This is a genomic window from Pseudoduganella namucuonensis, assembly GCF_900116645.1.
Classification (GTDB): Bacteria; Pseudomonadota; Gammaproteobacteria; order Burkholderiales; family Burkholderiaceae_D; genus Rugamonas; species Rugamonas namucuonensis.
Window position 1 is genome coordinate 1 of sequence record NZ_FPBO01000035.1, and the last position, 21,199, is coordinate 21,199.

At 63.8% G+C, this 21,199-nt stretch carries 23 protein-coding genes and 1 tRNA gene; 15 read left to right on the plus strand and 9 right to left on the minus strand.

What is annotated here, in order from left to right; translation table 11 throughout:
- Positions 1-314, plus strand: a 314-nt coding sequence (locus tag BM436_RS27860) for an integrase core domain-containing protein (protein ID WP_143133331.1), incomplete at its 5' end; no start/stop codon positions are given.
- 261 nt (positions 315-575) lie between these two features.
- On the opposite strand, the gene BM436_RS27865 is transcribed toward BM436_RS27860, so the two are convergent.
- The 5 genes from BM436_RS27865 to BM436_RS27885 all read right to left on the minus strand — a co-directional run bounded on the left by BM436_RS27865 (position 576) and on the right by BM436_RS27885 (position 4,602).
- Positions 576-1,100, minus strand: coding sequence for a hypothetical protein (locus BM436_RS27865; RefSeq protein ID WP_093558926.1), 525 nt, complete (start codon positions 1,098-1,100; stop codon positions 576-578).
- Positions 1,101-1,199: 99 nt separating this feature from the next.
- Positions 1,200-1,275 (minus strand) — tRNA-Lys (locus BM436_RS27870).
- Between the two features lie 64 nt (positions 1,276-1,339).
- Complete coding sequence (tfpB, locus tag BM436_RS27875) at positions 1,340-3,109, minus strand: type IV pilus assembly ATPase TfpB (protein ID WP_093558928.1); 1,770 nt, start codon at positions 3,107-3,109, stop codon at positions 1,340-1,342.
- Between the two features lie 21 nt (positions 3,110-3,130).
- Entirely contained in the window at positions 3,131-3,970 is an 840-nt protein-coding gene (locus tag BM436_RS27880; RefSeq protein WP_093558930.1) for a spermine/spermidine synthase domain-containing protein, read from the minus strand.
- A 122-nt stretch (positions 3,971-4,092) separates the two neighbouring features.
- A complete protein-coding gene (locus BM436_RS27885; protein WP_093558932.1) occupies positions 4,093-4,602 on the minus strand; it encodes a glycine zipper 2TM domain-containing protein in 510 nt (169 codons plus the stop codon).
- A 350-nt stretch (positions 4,603-4,952) separates the two neighbouring features.
- Here BM436_RS27885 and BM436_RS27890 point away from each other — a divergent pair, with 350 nt between their 5' ends.
- The 6 genes from BM436_RS27890 (at position 4,953) to BM436_RS27915 (ending at position 11,278) form a co-directional block, all read left to right on the plus strand.
- Positions 4,953-5,351, plus strand: a complete 399-nt coding sequence (locus BM436_RS27890; RefSeq protein ID WP_093558934.1) for a barstar family protein — start codon at positions 4,953-4,955, stop codon at positions 5,349-5,351.
- Between the two features lie 115 nt (positions 5,352-5,466).
- Positions 5,467-6,084: a phosphoribosylglycinamide formyltransferase gene (gene purN / locus BM436_RS27895; protein ID WP_093558936.1), complete on the plus strand. Its 618-nt coding sequence runs from the start codon at positions 5,467-5,469 to the stop codon at positions 6,082-6,084.
- 12 nt (positions 6,085-6,096) lie between these two features.
- On the plus strand, positions 6,097-7,401 hold the full coding sequence (locus BM436_RS27900) for an RsmB/NOP family class I SAM-dependent RNA methyltransferase (RefSeq protein ID WP_093558938.1): 1,305 nt from the start codon (positions 6,097-6,099) through the stop codon (positions 7,399-7,401).
- Positions 7,402-7,450: 49 nt separating this feature from the next.
- Positions 7,451-8,755 (plus strand): mechanosensitive ion channel family protein, encoded by a 1,305-nt coding sequence (locus BM436_RS27905; protein WP_093558940.1) that lies wholly within the window; start codon positions 7,451-7,453, stop codon positions 8,753-8,755.
- Positions 8,756-8,898: 143 nt separating this feature from the next.
- Entirely contained in the window at positions 8,899-10,101 is a 1,203-nt protein-coding gene (locus BM436_RS27910) for a DesA family fatty acid desaturase (RefSeq protein ID WP_177307557.1), read from the plus strand.
- 370 nt (positions 10,102-10,471) lie between these two features.
- A complete protein-coding gene (locus BM436_RS27915; protein ID WP_093558942.1) occupies positions 10,472-11,278 on the plus strand; it encodes a prohibitin family protein in 807 nt (268 codons plus the stop codon).
- Positions 11,279-11,334: 56 nt separating this feature from the next.
- Here BM436_RS27915 and rpmG read toward each other — a convergent pair whose 3' ends face one another.
- From rpmG to BM436_RS27935, 4 genes are all read right to left on the minus strand, one after another.
- Positions 11,335-11,505 carry a 50S ribosomal protein L33 gene (rpmG, locus tag BM436_RS27920; protein WP_197422130.1) on the minus strand — a complete coding sequence of 57 codons (171 nt, stop codon included), beginning with the start codon at positions 11,503-11,505 and terminating at the stop codon, positions 11,335-11,337.
- Between the two features lie 10 nt (positions 11,506-11,515).
- Positions 11,516-11,752 (minus strand): 50S ribosomal protein L28, encoded by a 237-nt coding sequence (rpmB, locus tag BM436_RS27925; RefSeq protein WP_093559101.1) that lies wholly within the window; start codon positions 11,750-11,752, stop codon positions 11,516-11,518.
- A gap of 189 nt (positions 11,753-11,941) precedes the next feature.
- Positions 11,942-12,616 carry a RadC family protein gene (radC, locus tag BM436_RS27930; protein ID WP_093558944.1) on the minus strand — a complete coding sequence of 225 codons (675 nt, stop codon included), beginning with the start codon at positions 12,614-12,616 and terminating at the stop codon, positions 11,942-11,944.
- A gap of 83 nt (positions 12,617-12,699) precedes the next feature.
- Positions 12,700-13,689, minus strand: a complete 990-nt coding sequence (locus BM436_RS27935) for a hypothetical protein (protein ID WP_143133332.1) — start codon at positions 13,687-13,689, stop codon at positions 12,700-12,702.
- A 141-nt stretch (positions 13,690-13,830) separates the two neighbouring features.
- Between BM436_RS27935 and BM436_RS27940 the strand changes: the two genes are divergently transcribed.
- The 8 genes from BM436_RS27940 (at position 13,831) to BM436_RS27975 (ending at position 21,082) form a co-directional block, all read left to right on the plus strand.
- Positions 13,831-14,286, plus strand: a complete 456-nt coding sequence (locus BM436_RS27940; protein ID WP_093558948.1) for an FKBP-type peptidyl-prolyl cis-trans isomerase — start codon at positions 13,831-13,833, stop codon at positions 14,284-14,286.
- Between the two features lie 11 nt (positions 14,287-14,297).
- Entirely contained in the window at positions 14,298-15,248 is a 951-nt protein-coding gene (gene ispH, locus BM436_RS27945; protein WP_093558950.1) for a 4-hydroxy-3-methylbut-2-enyl diphosphate reductase, read from the plus strand.
- Positions 15,249-15,439: 191 nt separating this feature from the next.
- The gene (locus BM436_RS27950; protein ID WP_093558952.1) at positions 15,440-16,369 is read left to right on the plus strand and encodes a branched-chain amino acid ABC transporter permease; all 930 of its coding nucleotides are present in this window, start codon (positions 15,440-15,442) and stop codon (positions 16,367-16,369) included.
- 14 nt (positions 16,370-16,383) lie between these two features.
- Positions 16,384-17,601: an ABC transporter permease subunit gene (locus BM436_RS27955; RefSeq protein ID WP_093558954.1), complete on the plus strand. Its 1,218-nt coding sequence runs from the start codon at positions 16,384-16,386 to the stop codon at positions 17,599-17,601.
- A gap of 10 nt (positions 17,602-17,611) precedes the next feature.
- On the plus strand, positions 17,612-18,382 hold the full coding sequence (locus tag BM436_RS27960) for an ABC transporter ATP-binding protein (RefSeq protein ID WP_093558956.1): 771 nt from the start codon (positions 17,612-17,614) through the stop codon (positions 18,380-18,382).
- Entirely contained in the window at positions 18,382-19,104 is a 723-nt protein-coding gene (locus BM436_RS27965; RefSeq protein WP_093558958.1) for an ABC transporter ATP-binding protein, read from the plus strand. The genes BM436_RS27960 and BM436_RS27965 overlap by 1 nt, the downstream gene beginning before the upstream one ends.
- Positions 19,105-19,208: 104 nt before the next feature.
- The gene (locus BM436_RS27970; protein WP_093558960.1) at positions 19,209-20,234 is read left to right on the plus strand and encodes a M14 family zinc carboxypeptidase; all 1,026 of its coding nucleotides are present in this window, start codon (positions 19,209-19,211) and stop codon (positions 20,232-20,234) included.
- Entirely contained in the window at positions 20,231-21,082 is an 852-nt protein-coding gene (locus tag BM436_RS27975) for an alpha/beta fold hydrolase (protein ID WP_093558962.1), read from the plus strand. Before BM436_RS27970 ends, BM436_RS27975 begins: the two co-directional genes overlap by 4 nt.
- The last annotated feature ends 117 nt before the right edge of the window (positions 21,083-21,199 follow it).

The following is a 21,199-nucleotide window of genomic DNA, read 5'->3' on the forward strand; positions in this document are numbered from 1 at the left end:
GGACCTGCAAGTACCGTCCAGACTACCCGAGCAAACCATTCGGAGGCTTGGAGGAAGCGCGGGCGTGGACACTGAAATTCGTGCGCTGGTACAACCAGGAGCACAAGCACAGCGGACTGAAGTTTGTGACGCCGGCGCAGCGTCACACTGGCCAGGATGCGGCCATTCTGGCGCGCCGCGAGCAGGTCTATCGTGACGCCAAGAACCGCAATCCTCAGCGCTGGTCGCAGGACACGAGGAATTGGAAACTGGAAGATCAGGTCTGGTTGAATCCGGAACGGATTCGGCCAGAAGAACTACAGCAAGCAGCTTGAGATGACACGACAACTACGTTGACAAACGCCGGGTTGGGCTTTCGAACTTAACCAAAACGATGAAGAGCTTTTAGCGTTTTTAGTCGGGTAAGGCGAAGGCAAGGTCGAATAGATTACCGGGGACCCTTCGAAGCAACTGCTAAACTCGTCAAAACGGCCCAGTTTGCGCGTGCTGGCGCCGATTTAGATCCCCTCAGTCCGAGGGAGACGTGCGGGATTCGCCAGGCTTCATGCGCACGCTTGCGGCGCGGTAGTTGTGGACTATGTCGCATGGAGTTCAGCCAGAACCCGCACGATCCAGATAATGACGCCTAGAACCGCGATCCCGTTGCGCATGCGCTTGATGTATCCAGACTTTTTCGAGGAAAGTAGATGCCGCCCATATTCGCTTGAATCCTGCGGCATGGTGCGGGCGCTCCAGACGCCTTCGATTATGGAGATGATCCGGAACTCGCGTTCCCACAACTGTCGTTGGCTGTCGCAGATTACATTCCAGAATATGAGCAGCAGCGACGAGCCAACAGCTGCGGAGATCAAGGCGGCCTTGTGTAGATCGCCATCGTCGTTTCGAAACGGTAGGACGAGGCCACCAAGCGCAACCGGAAGCAAGATTGCGGTGATGGACCAGATCAGTCCATTGTAATGCCGAGCCCACTCATGCCGCTGCGTGTATAAAAGACGCAGTTCCTCGGCCCTGGGTCCGTGTGGCCTGGCCGGATCCGCCATCGCCTCCAAGGCTTCGGCAAGTTGCTGCAGCTCGCTGGATTCTGTCGAATTCGATGGCATGTGCTGTCTTTCGCAAATTTGTTTGGAGGGAGGCAATTCCCGCGGGCGAAAAAAAAGGCTGCAAGCGTTAGCGTGCAACCTTCTTTTTACTGATATTCGTGGTAGGCCGTGCGGGATTCGAACCTGCGACCAACGGATTAAAAGTCCGCTGCTCTACCAGCTGAGCTAACGACCCGAAAGAGGCCGTATTATATACAGCCTCCCCGGGCCACGCAAGGCTCTTTTTCCAAGGCGGAGCGCTACACCAGCGCCGCCGTCACCTTCAGCACTTCCTCGGCGCTGGTCACGCCCTCGATGATCTTGTGGGCGCCGGCGATGCGCAGCGGCTTCATGCCGTCGGCGATGCTCTGGCGCCGCAGCGCGGCGATGTCGGTCTCCTCCTGCACCTGCTGGCTGAACGCCTCCGTCACCGTCAGCAGCTCATAGATGCCGGTGCGGCCACGGTAGCCGGTCTGGCGGCATTCGGGGCAGCCCACCGGGCGGTAGATGCTGGCCGGCTTGGGCAGCGCCCAGTTGCCGACCAGGCCCCGCCACACGTCGTCGGCGATTTCACCGTCGGGCGATTTGCAGTCCGGGCACAGCGTGCGCACCAGGCGCTGCGCCATGATGCCGATCAAGGTCGCCTCCAGCAGGTAGTGCGGCACGCCCAGCTCCAGCAGGCGCATCACGGCCGACGGCGCGTCGTTGGTGTGCAAGGTGGACAGCACCAGGTGGCCCGTCAGCGCGGCCTGGATCGCCATCTCGGCCGTGGCCAGGTCGCGGATCTCGCCGACCATGATGATGTCCGGGTCTTGCCGCATCAGCGCGCGCACGCCGTCGGCGAAGGACAGGTCGATGCCGGGCTGCACCTGCATCTGGTTGAACGAGGCCTCCACCATCTCGATCGGGTCCTCCACCGTGCACACGTTCACCTCCGAGGTGGCCAGCGCCTTCAGGGTGGTGTACAGGGTGGTGGTCTTGCCCGAGCCGGTGGGGCCGGTGACCAGGATGATGCCGTGCGGGCGGTTGGTCAGCGCGTCCCAGCGCGCGGCGTCGTCGTCGGGGAAGCCCAGTTCGGGCAGGGTCTTGACCACCACCTCGGGGTCGAAGATGCGCATCACCAGCTTTTCGCCGAAGGCGGTGGGCAGGGTGGACAGGCGCAGCTCGATCTCCTGGCCGCCGGCGGTGCGGGTCTTGATGCGGCCGTCCTGCGGGCGGCGCTTTTCGATCACGTCCATGCGGCCCAGCAGCTTGATGCGCGCGGTCATCGCGATCATCACCACCGCCGGCACCTGGTAGACCTGGTGCAGCACGCCGTCGATGCGGAAGCGTATCGTGCCCATGTCGCGCTTGGGCTCCAGGTGGATGTCCGAGGCGCGCTGCTCGAAGGCGTACTGCCACAGCCAGTCGACGATGTTGATCACGTGCTGGTCGTTGGCGTCGACCTGGCGGTTGCTCTTGCCCAGTTCGACCAGCTGCTCGAAGTTGCTGCGCATGGCCAGGTCCTGCGCGTTGGACTTGTTGGCCTTCTTGATGGACTTGGCCAGGCTGAAGAACTGCGAGGTGTATTGCGCGATGTCGAGCGGGTTGGCGATCACGCGGCGGATGGCGCGGCGCGAGATCTTCGCGATCTCCGCCTCCCATTCCAGCGCGAACGGGTCGGCGGTGGCCACCACCAGCGTGTCCATGGTCAGCTCCACCGGCAGGATGTTGAAGCGCGCCGCGTAGCTGGCCGACATCACGTCGGCCACCCGGGTGAAGTCGATCTTCAGCGGGTCGATGCGGTAGAAGGGCAGCTTGGCGTGGCCGGCCAGCCATTCGGTCAGGGCGTCCAAGGTCAGGTGCTTGTGCGGCGGCAGCGCCGACACCAGCTTGCAGTGCGCCACCGCGCACAGCGGATGCATGGAGCCGACCGTGTTCTTGAGGATGCCCTGGGCCTGGGCGAAGTTGGCCTTGACGTTGGCCTTCTCGACCATGCCGTCCGCCAGCAGCCAGGTGAAGATTTGTTGCAGGTCGAGTGCTTTGTTCATCTGGCTGGTTTCTGTGGTTGCTCAGGCTTGCTGTTGTTGGACGCCCTGTTGGATCCCCTTCACCCAGGATTTCGCGGGCAGCTTGGTCTCGGCCACGATGTGCGTGGCGCGCGCCTTCAGCGCTTCCAGGTCCAGCGCGCGGGCGCGCTTGAAGGCGATCGCCACCACGTTACCATCGTGCACCTGGGGCAGGCAAATCACCTGGTCAAACGCGAACTTCATCGCCTTCTGGTTCTTGGCGTAGCTCGGGTGGTCGCCGAACAGGTTCACGGTCATCACGCCTTCGTCGTTCAGGCAGGCGGCGCAGGCCTGGTAGAACTCCGGCGTGTCGAGCACGGGGCCGCGCGCGGTGGCGTCGTACAGGTCCACCTGCAGCGCGTCGAGCGCGCCGTGGTTGCCCCTGTCGTTGACGAAGTCCAGCGCGTCCATCTCCAGCACGTGCAGGCGCTGGTCGTTCGGCGGCAGCTTGAACATCGATTCGCAGATCGCGACGACGGACGGATTCAGTTCCACCGCCGTGACCTCGGCCTGCGGAAACTGTTTATAACAAAACTTGGTCAGCGCCGCCGTGCCCAGGCCCAGCTGGGCGATGCGGCGCGGCTGTTCCACCCACAGCATCCACGCCATCATCTGCTGCGCGTACTCCAGTTCCGGCCAGTCCGGCTTGCGGATGCGCATGGCGCCCTGCACCCACTCGGTGCCGAAATGCAGGTAGCGCACGCCGTCCTGTTCGGACAAGGTCACGGGCGCGTACTTCGGCTTGCGCGGCGCGGCCTTGCGCGGCTCGGCGCCCGGTTTGGGCTTGCTGGCGGCCGGGCGCGAGGATTCTTCTTTTTCGATGGATTTACGTTTGATGAGCATGGGAGGCAATCAGAGGTGGTCCGCGCATTATCGCAAAGTGTCCGCAAACCAAAAAGGGGTCAGGTTCGATATTCCCCGATGGGAATATCGAACCTGACCCCTTTTTGAGCGCGGGAAAGGATTTAGTTGACGATCGGGTCGACCGAGACGCGCAGGCGAATGCGCTGGCCCGGGTCGTACGGCAGCACGCTGGTGTAGTTGCGGCCGCGGTAGTCGTAGGTCACCTCGTAGCCGTTGGTGCGCGATTCCCAATGGTCCACGGTGCGGCATTGCTTGACGGCCTGCTCGGTCACGCCGCCGGGCTGGGCGTTCTGGTTGTCGACGCGGTCGCCGACCACGGCGCCGGCGATGGCGCCGGCCGCGGTGGCGGCGGTGCGGCCGCTGCCGCCGCCGATCTGGTTGCCCAGCAGGGCGCCGGCGATGCCGCCGACGATGGAGCCGCCCGCGCTACGCTGCGCCGGCTGCTGCACTTGCACGTACTCGGTGCGGCATTCCTGGCGCGGGCGGTTGACTTGCTCGACTTGCGGCTGCACGCGCACCACGCGGCCGTAGTCCTCGAAATCGGCCGCTTGAGCCATGGAAACGGAACCCAGGCACAGGGCCGTCGCGATCAGTTTGGCTTGCAGGTTCATTTTTGTACCTCTTGTATGTTTGGTGTGACGGGCGGGGCAATCCGCTATTCAATGGGAATTGCGTAGGAGTATGGTAATCCCGCCGGGGGACGGTGGGTGTTAGGGATGGCAACAATTTGTAACAACGCGTTCCCGATCCGCACAACCATTCCTATGATGCGCCTCAAAACCTCGAGGAAATGTTCTATTTCTAACAAAACTTGCGATCCGCATCACATTCGTGTTGATTCGCAGGATACAACACGTTACCCTAACAACCGTATGGGAACATATTGACAGAGAGAAACGCGACTCGCCGGCGCATTGACCCGCCTAGTAAACCGTACATAACAGGTCGATTTGAGGGAAAAATGAGTTTGTTGATAACTGTGCCGCCCAACCTTGTCCAATCCATCCGCGCATTTCGGGTCATCGAGTTGCAAGACGAGGCAGCCCGTCTCGGGCAGCACTTTTTATACGCTCATTGCAACGCCGGCCTGACCAAGCAGCAGGTGCTGGGCATCATCGCCGAATCGTTCCTGTTCCCCAAACCCTGCGGCAAGAACTTCGAGGCGCTGCGCGTGTGCCTGACCGACACCATGGCCAAGGCGGGCGAGCAGACCGGCTTCCTGATCGTGCTGGAGCAGTTGCCCAACACGCAGAAATTCGACCGCGAGGCGCGCGAGACCCTGCTCGACGTGTTCCGCGACGCGGCCGACTACTGGGCCGAGAAAAAAGTCCCGTTCCGCGTGTTTTACTCCTTCGAATAGTCCTTCAAGCCGGCTGTCAGGCCGTCCTTGTGCCAACGCTGCGCCGATGCTGCGCCGCAGCATCCCAAGTTCCATTTCTTGGTCCGCCCCGCGTGAACGGGTACAATGCCGGCTTATGAAAAATATCGTCATCCTCATTTCCGGTCGCGGCAGCAACATGGAAACGGTGGTCCGTGCGGCGCAAGCCGAGCAGTGGCCCGCCCGCATCGCTGCCGTCATCAGCAACCGTCCCGACGCGCTCGGCCTGGCTTTCGCCGACGAGCACGGCATCCCGACCGCCGTCGTCGCCAACAAGGAATACCCGACGCGCGAGGCCTTCGACGCCGCCCTGCGGGACGTGATCGACGGCTACCGGCCCGACCTGGTGGTGCTGGCCGGCTTCATGCGCATCCTCACGCCCGCTTTCGTCGCGCATTACGAGGGCCGCCTGCTGAACATCCACCCCTCGCTGCTGCCCCATTTCCCGGGCTTGCACACGCACGAGCAGGCGCTGGCCTCCGGCATGAAGGAACACGGCGCGACGGTGCATTTCGTTACCGCCGAACTCGATCACGGCCCCATGGTGGACCAGGCCTCCGTGCCCGTGCTGCCGGGGGATACCGCCGCCACGCTGGCGGCGCGCGTGCTGGTTCAAGAGCATGAGCTCTATCCGCGCGCGATACGCTGGTTCATCGAAGACAGGCTGACCATCGAGCACGGCAAGGTCCACGTGGACCACTCAACAAAACATTAACCAAGGATTTCCATGAGATTGCCACCCGCGATACTCGCGAACACTGAAGAAGTGTTGCGCGAGATTTTGCGCTTTACCGCGCCGGCCGATACCACCCTGTCGCGCTATTTCAAAGACCATCCGCGCCTGGGCGGCCGCGAGCGCGGCGCCATCGCCGAGGGCATATACAACGTGCTGCGCAACCGCGCCTTCTTCACCGACCAGGCCGAGGCCGGCGCCGGCGGCGCCATGCGCCGCTTGTCCCTGCTGGGCCTGGCCGACGCGGTCGGCGTCGACTCGCTGGGCGGGTTGACGGAGGAGGAGACCGAGTGGCTGCACCGCGTGCTGCTGATCGACCGCAAGCTGATGCACAAGTCGATGCGCTCGAACATGCCGAAATGGCTGTTCGAGAAGCTGGTGGCCCAGTTCGGCGAGGACGAGGCGCTGGCGCTGGCCGACGCGCTGAACACCCCGGCCCCGCTGGACCTGCGCGTCAATTCCATGAAGGCCAGCCGCGAGGACGTGATCGCCGAACTGGCGCAGGCGCCGATCGCCGCCGACCCGACCCCGTATGCGCCGCTGGGCCTGCGCGTGCACCGCAAGCCGCAGCTGCAGAACCTGCCGCTGTTCAAGAGCGGCGCGATCGAGGTGCAGGACGAGGGCAGCCAGGTGCTGGCCCAGATCCTGGGCGCCAAGCGCGGCGAGATGGTGGTGGACTTCTGCGCCGGCGCCGGCGGCAAGACGCTGGCGCTGGGCGCGCTGATGCGCAACACCGGCCGCCTGTACGCGTTCGACGTGTCCGAGAAGCGCCTGGCCAAGCTGAAGCCGCGCCTGGCGCGCTCCGGCCTGTCCAATGTGCACCCGGTGCAGATCGCGCACGAGCGCGACGCCAAGATCAAGCGCCTGGCCGGCAAGATCGACCGCGTGCTGGTGGACGCGCCGTGCTCGGGCATGGGCACGCTGCGCCGCAATCCGGACGTGAAGTGGCGCCAGCAGGAGGGCGCCATCGCCGAGATGCACGACAAGCAAGTGGCCATCCTGGACGGCGCCGCGCGCCTGGTCAAGGGCGGCGGCCGCCTGGTGTACGCCACCTGCAGCTTCCTGAACGAGGAAAACGACGAGGTCGCGGCGCAATTCCTGGCCAACCATCCGGACTTCGAGCTGGTGCCGATGAGCAAGGTGCTGGCGGAACAGAAGATCGAGTTGGAAATGGGCGACTACCTGAAGATGCTGCCGCACAAGCACCAGACCGACGGCTTCTTCGCCGCCGTGTTCGAACGCAAGCCCATGGTCAAGAAAGCCAGGGAAGAGGCGGGCGACACGGATGCCGATGAGTAATTAACATGACGGGCCGGCCTTAGCCGGCCTTTTTCATTTCTGGACAACGATGAAGCAAGAACCACTGAAAAACCTGATTACCGATTTGATCAGCGATCTGCGCGACCCCGGCCTGCTGTGGCAGCTGGCGGCGGTGGCGCTCGCCATCCTGCTGGGCTGGACCCTGTCCAGCCTGTTGCGCGCGCGCGTCGCCGCGCGCGAGCCGGTGGGCAATATCGCCCGCTTCGGCGTCGAGAGCTTCAGCCGCGTGGTCGGCCCGCTGGCCATCGTCACGCTGCTGTTCATCGCCGAGATCGTGCTGGCGCGCTGGCAGAAAGTGCATTTGCTGAAGGTGGCCGTGCCCATCTTCACTTCGCTGGCGGTGATACGCTTCACCTTCTACGTGCTGCGCCGCGTGTTCGCGCGCCACGGCCAGATCGGCGCCGCCATGCAGACCTTCGAGAAGATCTTCCAGCTGCTGGTCTGGCTGGGCGTGGCGCTGTACATCACCGGCGCCTGGCAGGACATCTTCGTCTACCTCGACAACACCGTGCTGCCGCTGGGCAAGCACAAAGTGTCGGTGGCGGACATCCTGCAGGCGCTGGTTTCCGTCGTGGTGCTGCTGATGCTGGCGCTGTGGGCCGGCGCCGCGCTGGAGGAGCGCCTGATGGGCGTGCAGGGCATGCACTCCAGCCTGCGGGTGGTGATGGCGCGCTTCGGCCGCGCCCTGCTGATCGTGGTGGCCGTGCTGGGCAGCCTGTCGATGGTGGGCATCGACCTCACCGTGCTGTCGGTGTTCGGCGGCGCGCTGGGCGTCGGCCTGGGCCTGGGCTTGCAGAAGATCGCCAGCAACTACGTGTCCGGCTTCGTCATCCTGCTGGACCGCAGCCTCACCATCGGCGACATGATCACGGTGGACAAGTACAGCGGCCGCGTGCTGCAGATCAACACCCGGTACACGGTGCTGCAGGGACTGGATGGCGTGGAATCCATCGTTCCCAATGAAATGCTGGTGTCGGGCGCGGTCCAGAATTCGACCTTGACCAACAAAAGCGTGTCGCTGAGCACCAAGGTGTCCGTTTCCTACGACACCGACCTGGACATGGCGCTGCGCCTGCTGGAGGAGGCGGCCCAGTCCGTCGAGCGCGTGGACCGGGACAAGGCGCCGAACGCGACGCTGGTGAACTTCGGCGCCGACGGCCTGGACCTGCAGGTGAGCTGGTGGATCGGCGACCCCGAGAACGGGCGGGGCGGCGTGATCTCCGACGTCAACCGCGCGATCTGGAAATCCTTCCAGGAACACGGCATTTCCGTTCCTTTCCCGCAACGGGAAATGCGTATTGTCAATCCGGAAAGATTGACGGAACAGCCTTGAGCGCCTAAAAAATAGTCAGTGACCCTAGGCAACGAACGGCAAAAGAAGGCCGTTTCAGCGTACAATATCGCCCAATATGAGAAGTCGCGCCTGCTCAATTTGGTGAGCGGGCGGCGAACGGGACATCCCACTTTGGAGCGGTAATGACCATTAGTTTACAAGCAGTTCTCGAATTCCTGAATACCGGCCTGACCGGTCTGTCCGGATGGCAAGTCTTTTTCTACACGCTGTTAGTCACCCACATCACCATCGCCAGCGTCACCATCTACCTGCATCGCCACCAGGCGCACCGGGCGCTGGACCTGCACGGCATCCCCAGCCATTTCTTCCGTTTCTGGCTGTGGCTGACCACCGGCCAGGTGACCAAGGAATGGGCGTCGATCCACCGCAAGCACCACGCCAAGTGCGACACGGCTGAAGATCCGCACAGCCCGGTAACCCGCGGCATCAAGAAGGTATTCTGGGAAGGCGCCGAGCTGTATCGCGCCGAATCGAAGAATCTGGAAACCATGGAGAAATACGGCCATGGCACGCCGAGCGATTGGATCGAGCGCAATCTCTACACCAAATACAGCTGGCAGGGCGTCGCCGCGCTGCTGATCATTAACGTGATGCTGTTTGGCGCCATCGGTATCACCGTGTGGGCCGTGCAGATGATCTGGATTCCAGTGACCGCCGCCGGCATTATCAACGGCATCGGCCATTACTGGGGCTACCGCAATTACGACTGCTCCGACGCGGCCACCAATATCATCCCCTTCGGCATTTTGATCGGCGGCGAGGAACTGCATAATAACCACCACACCTTCGCGACGTCGGCCAAGCTGTCGTCCAAATGGTACGAGTTCGATATCGGCTGGTTCTATATCCGCGTTCTGGAAACGCTGGGCCTGGCGAAAGTGAAGAAAGTCGCACCCGCGCCTAAATTCCAGCACGGTAAAGTCCAGGCCGATCTGGAAACCCTGCAATCGGTTATCGCCAATCGTTACGACGTGATGGCCAAATACGCCAAATCGGTCAAGTCCGCCTGGAAAGAAGAACTGGCGCATTTAAAAGACAAGGCGGAATTGGAATCCCGTTTCCTGAAATCCTCGCGCAAATTGCTGCAGCGTGAACCAGCCAAACTGGAAGCGCCGCAAAAGCAGCAATTGAGCGAATTGTTCGAGCACAGCAAAGCGCTGGAAACCATGCACAATATGCGCGTCGAATTGGGCGTGATTTGGGAGCGTTCGCACTTCACCCGCGACCAGCTGCTGCACAAGTTGCAGGACTGGTGCGATCGCGCCGAGGCGTCCGGTATCAAATCGCTGCAAGAGTTCTCGCTGCGTCTGCGCAGCTACGCATAAAAACCACGGCCGGCATTCAGCCGGTTTCCCGCGGTTAAAAAAATGGCCCTCATGGGCCATTTTTTATTTCCCCAATTGAACGATAACGGCCAACGTACCAGGCTCGCCAAACACGCGAACCTGGCACTGTGCGAGGCCGCGCGCCGGCAAGCATTGACTGCCTGCCTATCGCAGGCTTGGCGAGTGCCTGGTTCGCGGCACGCGGGCCAGGTACCAGTTCGGCGCCCCCGCCCAGCCCCCGTACAGGCCGCCCCACGGCCAAATCAAGCCAATACCTGGCGCGATCATGCTCGATCGCAGCTTGAATCCCTTGCCGCCACCCCCGCTTCTGCTACCATGACCCGGTTGTCTTTTTAGAAAATGGAGAATCATGAATAACAGACTGATCGGCAAACTGGTTATTGTTGTGGCGGCGATAGGCGCGCTAATGTTGTTCTCCCCGTTCGCCATCGTCCCCGCCGGACATCGCGGCGTACTGACGACTTTCGGCAAGCCATCCGAAAACGTTTATGGCGAGGGCATCCATTTCCGCTGGCCCCTGGCGCAGAAAATGAATCTGGTGGGCGTCGCGATTGAAAAAGGCGAGGGGGAAGGCGACGCGGCTTCCAAGGACTTGCAGACCGTTAAAACCAAGGTGGTCATCAATTACCATGTGCGTCCAGACGCGGTGGTGGCTGTTTTTCGCGACCTGGGTAACCAGCCGGGTGAAAGGATCATCGTGCCCGCCGTGCACGAGGCGGTCAAGGCGGTTACCGCGCGCTATACGGCGGAGGAGCTGATTTCGAAAAGGGCGGTGGTCCGCGACGATATCGTCAACGCGCTGCGCGAGAGAATGGCGCGCCATGGCCTGGTGATCGACGAGTTTTCCATCGTCAGTTTTAATTTCAGTAAAACCTTCGACGAGGCGATCGAGGCCAAAACCACGGCCGAGCAATTGAAAATGAAAGCGGAGCGCGATTTGCAGCGGATCGAAGTGGAGGCGCAGCAGAAAATAGCGCGCGCCAAGGCGGAGGCGGAATCGTTGTCGCTGCAACGCCAGCAGGTGACGCCTGAATTACTGCGCCTGCGCGAAACGGAGAACCAGGCCAAGGCGATCGAAAAATGGGATGGCCATCTGCCGACCACGATGACGGGCGGGGCTGTGCCGTTTATTAATGTCGGCGGCGGAGGTAAATAAGGCGCAATAAAAAAGCCGCTCGGTGAGCGGCTTTTTTAACCTGAAACAAGGATCGATTACTTGATCTTGGTTTCTTTGTACATAACGTGCTTGCGGGCTTTAGGATCGAACTTCATGATCTCCATTTTTGCCGGCATGGTACGCTTGTTTTTGTCGGTGGTGTAGAAGTGACCAGTGCCTGCGGTCGATTCCAGTTTGATTTTGTCGCGGCCAGTTTTTGCCATGATAGCTCCCTAATTAAACTTTCTCGCCACGAGCACGCATGTCGGCCAGGACGGCGTCGATGCCTACCTTGTCGATGGTGCGCAGACCGGCGTTCGAAAGACGCAGGGTAACGTAACGGTTTTCAGATTCAACGAAGATGCGACGGTTCTGCAGGTTGGGCAGGAAACGACGCTTAGTTTTGTTGTTTGCATGGGAAACATTGTTGCCGACCATCGGCTTCTTCCCAGTGACTTGGCAAACACGTGCCATGGTGCACTCCTTGAGTAACTTCCGAAATTGGAAAAACAAGAGTATATAGAAAAAACTGAGCTTTTTCAACGACTTGCGAAAAACAATTGTGTCTCTACCCATCGTCGAAATTTAACAATTGCAAAACGGCCCGCCAAGACCTTGTTTTCATAGGGTAAACCGCCCCGGCGCGGCGCCGTTTTCAGCTGTCTACAGCTGTCCGTGTTCGGCGAAGGAGTGCACCTGGTGGCCGGCCACGACGAAATGGTCGAGGATGCGCACATCGACCAGGGCCAGCGCCTGCACCAGCGCGCGCGTCAGCAGCAGGTCGGACTCGCTGGGCTCGGGCGTGCCGGAAGGGTGGTTGTGGGCCAGCATGACGCTGGCGGCGTTGCGCGCCAGCGCTTCCCGCACCACTTCGCGCGGGTAGACGCTGGTGTGCGACAGCGTGCCGCGGAACAGCTCGCGCGCCTCGATCAGCCGGTTTTTGACATCCAGGAACAACACATGGAAGGATTCGTAGGGCTGGCGGCCCAGTGTCAGCCGCAGGTATTCCTTGACGGCTTGCGGCGAACCGAGCACCTGGCCGGCCTTCAGCTGCTCGCCCAGCGCCCGCCGCGCCAGTTCCATCACGGCCTGCAGCTGGGCGAATTTGGCCGAACCGAGGCCGGGGATGGCGGAAAAGTCGCGCAGGCTGGCGGAGAACAGGCCGTTCAGCGAGCCGAAATGGGTGACGGTGTCGCGCGCCAGTTCCACGGCGTTCTTGCCGCGCACGCCCACGCGCAGGAAGACGGCCAGCAATTCCGCGTCGGACAGGGTGTTGGCGCCCTCGCGTATCAGGCGTTCGCGCGGACGCTGGTGTTCGGGCCAGTCGGCAATTCCCATGCTGCACCTCGCTGCGCCGGGACATCCGGCTCAATCCAGCAGTATGGTCCGACGGGATGGGCCGGCTTTATAAAGGCGCAAGCTTAGCGCGCCGGCGCCCCCGCCTGCCGGTCGGACTGGCCCTCCGGCTGCATGAGGCGTGGCATGGTGGCGGCGATGGCGAAGGGCAGCAGCACCGGGTACAGGCCCCAGATGGCGCGGCCGTCGACGCGCACGCACAGCGCAGCGTACAACGGCGGCAGCGCCAGCAGCAGGAGCAGGCTTTTCAGCGGCCGCAGCTGCCCGGGCGCGCGGCCCAGGCCGATCAGCGCCAGCGGCAGCACCACGCCCGCCGCCAGCGCCATCGAGGCCAGCGAGCGCAGGTCGCCCAGCGCGTGGATGGCCTGGTTCAGGCTGGGTGTCCAGCTATAGGCGGGCAGGCCGGCGAGCAGCCACCAGCGCACGGCCAGGATCCAGGCGCCGGCGGCCGCCAGCGCCGCCAGGCCGGCCGGGATGGCGATTTGCCGCGCGGCCAGCAGCCAGACCAGCAACAGGACGTTTTCCTCGCGCACGGCGGTGCCGGCCAGCCCGGCGGCGGCGGCGAGCCAGGGCTGGCCGGAAACCAGGGCCAGCACGAAGGCGGCGCGGGCGCAGATGGAGCCCGGATCCACCAGCAGATAGGGCGCGTACCAGTAGGTGGGCACGCAGGCCACCAGCATCAGGCCCGCCAGGAAGGCTTTGCGGCGGTTGTAGCCCAGGCGCATCACGCTGAGCGCGGCCATGCAGCCGGCCGCGCTGACCAGTAGCCAGTTCAGCATGGCGAAGCTGTTGCGCAGTTCGCCTGGAATGATGGAGGCCACGGCCGGCACCAGCACCCGGTAGGGGAAGGGCGCCCGCAGCTCGCCGAAGGGCAATTCGCCGCGCAGATAGCGGGCGGTATTGAAATAGGCCAGCGAGTCCTCGACCGTGCCGCCCCAGCGCCACCACATGAGGGCGAGGGCGAGCGAGGAGAAGACGGCGATCATGCCCAGCAGTTGCGGACGCTCCAGCGAGCGCGCCGCGGCGTAGCGGTAGGGGGAGGGAAAAATTTGCATGGCGCGCATTCTATTCGATGCGGCAAGAAATGTCTTATTTGCTAACATCCGCTCACAACCGGGGGCGGCGGCGCTCACCGGGCGGGACGCTGGCCGGCAAGCTGGCTTACAATAGACGTTTTGCACGCAATAAAGAAGATCATGTCCAACGCGCAACCCGCCGTCGTCACCGCCTCGGCCTACCTCACCCTGCATTACCGCCTCGCCAAGCTCGACGGTACTGACATCGTCACCACCTTCAACGGCAACCCCGCCACGCTGATGCTGGGCCAGGGCCAGTTGGCCCCCGTGCTGGAGGAACTGCTGCTGGGCCTGCCGGAAGGCACGCACAAGACCTTCGAGCTGGACCCGGGCGTCGGCTTCGGCCCGCGCAACCCGGACCTGGTGCGTCCCGTGTCCCGCGCCACGCTGGACGAGAACTCGGTGCCGGGCGCCGACTACAAGGTGGGCGACCTGGTGGACTTCGCCGCGCCGGGCGGCGGCCGTTTCGCCGGCGTGCTGCGCGAACTGGGCGAGAGCGAGGCGATCTTCGACTTCAACCATCCGCTGGCGGGCCAGCCGCTGCGCTTCGAGGTGAACCTCATCTCCGTGCTGTAAGGAACCGGACCATGGACAAAGAAATCCTGCTGGCCCAGCCGCGCGGCTTTTGCGCCGGCGTGGACCGCGCCATTGAAATCGTCGAGCGCGCGCTGAAACAGTTCGGCGCGCCCATCTACGTGCGCCACGAGATCGTGCACAACGCCTATGTGGTGGAGGACCTGCGCAACAAGGGTGCGATCTTCATCGAGGACCTGGACGATGTGCCCGCCGGCAACACGCTGGTGTTTTCCGCCCACGGCGTGCCGAAATCGGTGCGCGCCGAGGCCGAGGCGCGCGGCCTGAGCATCTACGACGCGACCTGCCCGCTGGTGACCAAGGTGCACGTGGAAGTGGCCAAGATGCGCAAGCAGGGTTGCGAGATCGTCATGATCGGCCACGACGGCCACCCCGAGGTCGAAGGCACGATGGGCCAGACCGACGAGGGCATGTATCTGGTGGAGACGGTGGACGATGTGCAAACGCTGGCCGTCAAAAATCCGGACAATCTGGCCTATGTGACGCAGACAACGTTGTCGGTGGACGACACCATCGACATAATCGCCGCCCTCAAGCTGAAATTCCCGAACATTATTGAGCCGAAAAAAGGCGACATCTGCTACGCCACCACCAACCGCCAGGAGGCCGTGAAATTCATGGCGCCGCAGGTGGACGTGGTGATCGTCGTGGGCAGCCCGAACAGCTCGAATTCCAACCGCCTGCGCGAAGTGGCGGAGAAGAAGGGCACCCCGGCCTACATGGTCGACAACGCCTCGCAGATCGATCCCGCCTGGCTGGACGGCAAGCTGCGCGTGGGCGTCACGGCCGGCGCGTCCGCGCCCGAGGTGTTGGTGCAGGCCGTTATCGACCGCCTCAAGGAGCTGGGCGCGCGCAGCGTGCGCGCGCTGGACGGCGTGCAGGAAGCGGTCACTTTCCCGCTGCCGAAGGGCCTGGACGGGGTCAAGGCCGCCCCGGTCATCTGAATTTAATTTTGCGAACTTAATTATTTTTCGATATTAGTTTTTATTAAACCTCGCTATCATTGCGAACGCTTTCACGCCAGACCGATTGAAAGCAACGCAGCAGCGTCACGGCACCATGGAGAGCCCGCTCTCCGGGTGCCGTTTTTGTTAAGCGGGCAGCCGCACAACGCGATAAAAGAGGCATTCCCACGATGGAAACTTTCATCCAACAAATTATCAACGGCCTGGTGCTGGGCAGCATGTACGCTTTGGTGGCCTTGGGCTACACCATGGTGTACGGCGTCCTGAATCTCATCAACTTCGCCCACGGCGACGTGCTGATGGTGGGCGCGATGGCCGGCCTCACCATCCTGAACCTGCTGAACGTGTACGCGCCCGAGCTGCCGGGCTACGCCAAGCTGGCCATCGCCATCCTGGGCGCGATCCCGGTGTGCATGCTGGTCAACGTGGTGATCGAGCGGGTCGCCTACCGCCGCCTGCGCAACGCGCCGCGGCTGGCGCCGCTGATCACGGCGATCGGCGTGTCCATCCTGCTGCAAACCTTCGCCATGATGATCTGGGGCCGCAATCCGCTGCCGTTCCCGCAGTTGCTGTCGTCCGACCCCATCCTGATCAGCGGCGCCGTCATCACGCAGACCCAGGTGCTGCTGCTGGTGCTGGCGGCCGCGTCCATGTTCGGCCTGGTGATGCTGGTGGAAAAAACCAAGATGGGCCGCGCCATGCGCGCCGTCGCCGAGAACCCGCGGGTGGCCGGGCTGATGGGCGTGGACTCGAACCGGGTCATCGTCGCCACCTTCGCCATCGGCGCGGCGCTGGCCGCCGTGGCCGGCGTGATGTGGGGCGCCAACTACGCCTCCATCCAGTTCGCCATGGGCTTCGTGCCCGGCCTGAAGGCCTTCTCGGCCGCCGTGCTGGGCGGCATCGGCAACATCTACGGCGCCATGATAGGCGGCATCGTGCTGGGCATTATCGAAAGCCTGGGCGCCGGCTACATCGGCGACCTGACGGGCGGTTTCCTGGGCTCGAACTACCAGGACATCTTCGCCTTCGTGGTGCTGATCCTGGTGCTGACGGTGCGTCCGTCCGGCATCATGGGCGAGCGCGTGGCGGACCGGGCATAAGGGGGGGGACGGCTATGGCATTGTTGAATTTCGACGTCCAGAAGGACGCTAAAAAAGCCTACACCAGCATGGCGGTGGTGATGGTCCTGCTGATCGTCTTCCCCTTCGTGGCCGCGCCGTTCGGCAACTCCTGGGTGCGCATCGTCGACCTGGCGCTGCTGTACATCATGCTGGCGCTGGGCCTGAACATCGTGGTCGGCTTCGCCGGCCTGCTGGACCTGGGTTATATCGCCTTCTACGCGGTGGGCGCCTACATGACCGGCCTCTTGGCCTCGCCGCAGTTCGCGACCCTGCTCGAATCCATCGTCAACCTGCACCCCGGCATCGGCGAGGCGCTGGTGGCGGTCATGGGCGAGGAGATCCGCGCCAACGGCATCCACCTGTCGGTGTGGTTCATCGTGCCGATGGCGGCCGCGCTGGCCGGCCTGTTCGGCGCCATCCTGGGCGCGCCGACCTTGAAGCTGCGCGGCGACTACCTGGCCATCGTGACCCTGGGCTTCGGCGAGATCATCCGCATCTTCATGAACAACCTGAACGAGCCGGTCAACTTCACCAACGGCCCGCAGGGCATCAACCTGATCGACCCGATCCGCGTGTTCGGCACCTCGCTGGCCGGCGAGGCCGGCTCGCGCGCCACCGTCATGATAGGCGGCTACGGCATGCCCTCGGTGAACGCCTATTACTTCCTGTTCCTGTTCCTGACGGTGGCCATCGTGTTCGTCACCAGCCGCCTGCAGCATTCGCGCCTGGGCCGCGCCTGGGTGGCGATCCGCGAGGACGAGATCGCCGCCAAGGCGATGGGCATCAACACCCGCAACGTCAAGCTGCTGGCCTTCTCCATGGGCGCCTCGTTCGGCGGCGTGGCCGGCGCCATGTTCGCCTCGTTCCAGGGCTTCGTGTCGCCGGAATCGTTCTCGCTGACCGAGTCGATCGCGGTGCTGGCGATGGTGGTGCTGGGCGGCATCGGCCACATCCCCGGCGTGATCATGGGCGGCGCGCTGCTGGCGGGCCTGCCGGAGGTGCTGCGCCACGTGGTGGAACCGCTGCAGCAAAAGCTGTTCGGCCACGTGATCATCGAGGCGGAGGTGCTGCGCCAGCTGCTGTACGGCCTGGCCATGGTGCTGATCATGCTGAACCGTCCGGCCGGCCTGTGGCCCGCGCCCAAGCACGAGGACCGTCCGGACGCGGACAGTGACACCAAAGATCAATCGTCCGGCGTCCTGCCTGCCTGAGGAATAAGAAATGAGTGATGAAGTAATCCTGAACATCGCCGGCGTCAACAAGCGCTTCGGCGGCCTGCAGGCGCTGACCGACGTGGGCATCAAGATCATGAAGGGCCAGATCTACGGCCTGATCGGCCCCAACGGCGCCGGCAAGACCACCTTCTTCAACGTGATCACCGGCCTGTACCAGCCGGACACCGGCACCTTCGAGCTGGCCGGCAAGCCGTATTCGCCGTCCGCGCCGCACGAGGTGGCCAAGGCGGGCATCGCCCGCACCTTCCAGAACATCCGCCTGTTCGGCGAGATGACGGCGCTGGAAAACGTCATGGTGGGGCGCCACGTGCGCTCGCACCAGGGCGTGTTCGGCGCCGTGTTCCGCCACAAGGCGGCGCGCGAGGAGGAGGCGTCGATCAAGCGTCGCGCGCAGGAGCTGCTGGACTTCGTCGGCATCGGCGCCTTCGCCAACCGCACCTCGAAGTTCCTGTCGTATGGCGACCAGCGCCGCCTGGAAATCGCCCGCGCGCTGGCCACCGACCCGCAACTGCTGGCGCTGGACGAGCCGGCGGCCGGCATGAACGCCACCGAGAAGCTGGCGCTGAAGGAATTGCTGGTGAAGATCAAGGCCGAGGGCAAGACCGTGCTGCTGATCGAGCACGACGTCAAGATGATGATGAGCTTGTGCGACCGCATCACCGTGCTGGAATACGGCAAGCCGATCGCCGAGGGCCTGCCGGCCGAGATACAGAGCAACAAGGCGGTGATCGACGCCTACCTGGGAGGTTCGCACTAATGAGCGAGAATGTGTTAAAAGTGGCGGGCCTGAAGGTGGCGTACGGCGGCATCAAGGCCGTCAAGGGCATCGACCTGGAAGTGAACAAGGGCGAGCTGGTCACGCTGATCGGCGCCAACGGCGCGGGCAAGACCACCACGCTGAAAGCCATCACCGGCACCTTGCCCGACTGCAAGGTCGAAGGCACGGTGTCGTACATGGGGCAGTCGCTCAAGGGCAGCAAATCGTTCCACCTGGTGGAGAGGAAGCTGGCCATGGTGCCGGAAGGGCGGGGCGTGTTCACCCGCATGACCATCACCGAGAACCTGATGATGGGCGCCTACACGCGCGACGACAAGGCCGGCATCGAGGCCGACATTGAAAAATGGTTCGGCATCTTCCCGCGGCTGAAGGAGCGCTCGGCGCAGCTGGCCGGCACCTTGTCCGGCGGCGAGCAGCAGATGCTGGCCATGGCGCGCGCGCTGATGTGCCACCCGACCCTGCTGCTGCTGGACGAGCCGTCGATGGGGCTGTCGCCGATCATGGTCGACAAGATCTTCGAGGTGATCCGCAACGTCTCCAAGGAAGGCATCACGATCCTGCTGGTCGAACAGAACGCCAAGCTCGCCTTGCAAGCCGCCCACCGCGGCTACGTGATGGACTCCGGCTTGGTCACGATGACCGGCAACGCCAGGGACATGCTGGACGATCCCCGCGTCAAGGCCGCCTACCTCGGCGAATAAGTTCCCCCGCGGGAAAAAGCGCCCAGGGCTATTTAATTAAATAGCCCTGGGCGCTTTTTGCGTTTTGATACACTGGTGGTCCCATTTCGCGGAGCGCGCCGGCCATGAGCGTCAAATCCCTGCCTGAACTGATCGCGCTGGAACGCTTGATCGACGCGGGAGGGCAGTCGCTGCGGGCGAGCGTCGCGTGCACGGTGGCGGCGGATAGCCAGCAGTTTCCGGTGCATGTGATCACCATGGGGACGGCCGATCCGGCGGCGCCGGCGCTGGGCTTCTTCGGCGGCATCCACGGGCTGGAGCGCATCGGCACCCAGGTCATTCTTTCCTTTCTTCAAAGCCTGATCGCGCGGCTGCGCTGGGACCACGGCCTGCACCGCCAATTGGCGGAGACGCGGCTGGTCTTCATGCCGCTGATTAACCCGGGCGGCATGTGGCAGGCCACGCGCTGCAATCCGCACGGCGTGGACTTGATGCGCAATTCGCCGGTGCAGGCCAGCGAACGCGTGCCTTTTCTGCTGGGCGGACAGCGCGCCAGTCCGCGCTTGCCGTGGTACCGGGGCGCTTTCGGCGCGCCGATGGAGGCGGAGAGCAGGGCGGTCTGCCAGGTGGTGGAGCGCGAATTCCTGTCGCGCCGCTTCGGCGTCACGCTGGATTGCCATTCCGGCTTCGGCTTGCGCGACCGGATATGGTTTCCACACGCGCATACCCGCACGCCGATCGCGCACTTGCCCGAGATCGCCGCGCTGGAGGAACTGTTCACGCAGAGTTATCCCCATCACAACTACACCTTCGAACCGCAGAGCCTGCAATACCGCACCCATGGCGACCTGTGGGACCATCTCTACCTGCGGGCGACGCGCGACGTGGATCGGGTGTTCCTGCCGCTGACGCTGGAGATGGGGTCCTGGCTGTGGGTGAAGAAGAATCCGCGCCAGCTGTTTTCGCGGCTGGGCGTGTTCAATCCCACGGCGGCGCACCGTTTGCAGCGGGTGCTGCGCAGCCATTTGGTGTGGTTCGATTTCCTGATGCGGGCGGTGGGGGCGCACGAACGCTGGCGGCCCGATGCGCCCGCGCGGCAAACGCAGCGCCAGCGCGCGCTGGCCCGCTGGTACGGCCTGGGCGTCGCGTGAGCGACTGGGTGCTGCTGCGTGGCCTGGTGCGCGAACAGCGGCACTGGGAGGCGTTCCCGGACCAGTTCCGCGCGGCCTTGCCGGACGCGCGGGTGATCACGCTGGATTTGCCGGGGAACGGGACCAACTTCCGGCGGGACAGTCCCGCGTCGGTGGCGGGCATGGTGGAAGCGTGCCGGGACGAGTTGCGGACGCGGGGCGTGCTTGGCCCCGTCAACCTGCTGGCCTTGTCGCTGGGCGCGATGGTGGCGGTCGAATGGCGGGCGCGGTATCCGGGGGAACTGGAGTGCTGCGTGCTGATCAACACCAGCATGCGGCCGTTCAGCCGCTTTTACGAACGATTGCGGTGGCGGAACTATCCGGCCATCCTGCGGCAACTGATTGCTGGCGACGCGCGCAGCCAGGAGGCGCTGGTGCTGCGGCTGACCAGCGAGCGGCACGCCGGCGACGCGGCGCTGCTGGACCGGTGGACGGGCTACCAACGCGAGTTTCCGGTGGCGCGCCGCAACGCGCTCAGGCAGCTGTTCGCGGCGGCACGGTACAGCGCGCCGCCAGACGCGGGAGCGGGAGGAGCGGGGCCTGGAGGCGTGTCAGGAGCGGCAGGAGCGGGAACGGCCGGAACGGCCGGAACGGCGGGGCGCCTGTTGGTGCTCGCGGGCGCGCGCGACCGGCTGGTCGACCCGTGCTGCTCGCGGCGGCTGGCGCGGGCCTGGGGCGCCGCGTTCCGCGAGCACCCCGACGCCGGTCACGACCTGCCGCTGGACGACGGCCCGTGGGTCGCCGCGCAAGTCGCGCAATGGCTGACGCCGCTTCGGGGTCAGACCCCTTTCGCGGCTGACGCCGGTTGATGGGGATGCGGAACCGGCCGGCGGGGGACGAAAAAAAGCCCCGGACATAGCCGGGGCTGCTGAAGGACATCCGCTGGAGAGGACACCACGGATGCCGAGGAGACCTAAAAACAGCGG

Bases quoted from the DNA above. Each gene is read 5' to 3' on its own strand.
- BM436_RS27865 (WP_093558926.1), bottom strand. From the start codon at position 1,100: ATGCCATCGAATTCGACAGAATCCAGCGAGCTGCAGCAACTTGCCGAA.
- tfpB (WP_093558928.1), bottom strand. From the start codon at position 3,109: ATGAACAAAGCACTCGACCTGCAACAAATCTTCACCTGGCTGCTGGCG.
- BM436_RS27880 (WP_093558930.1), bottom strand. From the start codon at position 3,970: ATGCTCATCAAACGTAAATCCATCGAAAAAGAAGAATCCTCGCGCCCG.
- BM436_RS27885 (WP_093558932.1), bottom strand. From the start codon at position 4,602: ATGAACCTGCAAGCCAAACTGATCGCGACGGCCCTGTGCCTGGGTTCC.
- BM436_RS27890 (WP_093558934.1), top strand. From the start codon at position 4,953: ATGAGTTTGTTGATAACTGTGCCGCCCAACCTTGTCCAATCCATCCGC.
- purN (WP_093558936.1), top strand. From the start codon at position 5,467: ATGAAAAATATCGTCATCCTCATTTCCGGTCGCGGCAGCAACATGGAA.
- BM436_RS27900 (WP_093558938.1), top strand. From the start codon at position 6,097: ATGAGATTGCCACCCGCGATACTCGCGAACACTGAAGAAGTGTTGCGC.
- BM436_RS27905 (WP_093558940.1), top strand. From the start codon at position 7,451: ATGAAGCAAGAACCACTGAAAAACCTGATTACCGATTTGATCAGCGAT.
- BM436_RS27910 (WP_177307557.1), top strand. From the start codon at position 8,899: ATGACCATTAGTTTACAAGCAGTTCTCGAATTCCTGAATACCGGCCTG.
- BM436_RS27915 (WP_093558942.1), top strand. From the start codon at position 10,472: ATGAATAACAGACTGATCGGCAAACTGGTTATTGTTGTGGCGGCGATA.
- rpmB (WP_093559101.1), bottom strand. From the start codon at position 11,752: ATGGCACGTGTTTGCCAAGTCACTGGGAAGAAGCCGATGGTCGGCAAC.
- radC (WP_093558944.1), bottom strand. From the start codon at position 12,616: ATGGGAATTGCCGACTGGCCCGAACACCAGCGTCCGCGCGAACGCCTG.
- BM436_RS27935 (WP_143133332.1), bottom strand. From the start codon at position 13,689: ATGCAAATTTTTCCCTCCCCCTACCGCTACGCCGCGGCGCGCTCGCTG.
- BM436_RS27940 (WP_093558948.1), top strand. From the start codon at position 13,831: ATGTCCAACGCGCAACCCGCCGTCGTCACCGCCTCGGCCTACCTCACC.
- ispH (WP_093558950.1), top strand. From the start codon at position 14,298: ATGGACAAAGAAATCCTGCTGGCCCAGCCGCGCGGCTTTTGCGCCGGC.
- BM436_RS27950 (WP_093558952.1), top strand. From the start codon at position 15,440: ATGGAAACTTTCATCCAACAAATTATCAACGGCCTGGTGCTGGGCAGC.
- BM436_RS27955 (WP_093558954.1), top strand. From the start codon at position 16,384: ATGGCATTGTTGAATTTCGACGTCCAGAAGGACGCTAAAAAAGCCTAC.
- BM436_RS27960 (WP_093558956.1), top strand. From the start codon at position 17,612: ATGAGTGATGAAGTAATCCTGAACATCGCCGGCGTCAACAAGCGCTTC.
- BM436_RS27965 (WP_093558958.1), top strand. From the start codon at position 18,382: ATGAGCGAGAATGTGTTAAAAGTGGCGGGCCTGAAGGTGGCGTACGGC.
- BM436_RS27970 (WP_093558960.1), top strand. From the start codon at position 19,209: ATGAGCGTCAAATCCCTGCCTGAACTGATCGCGCTGGAACGCTTGATC.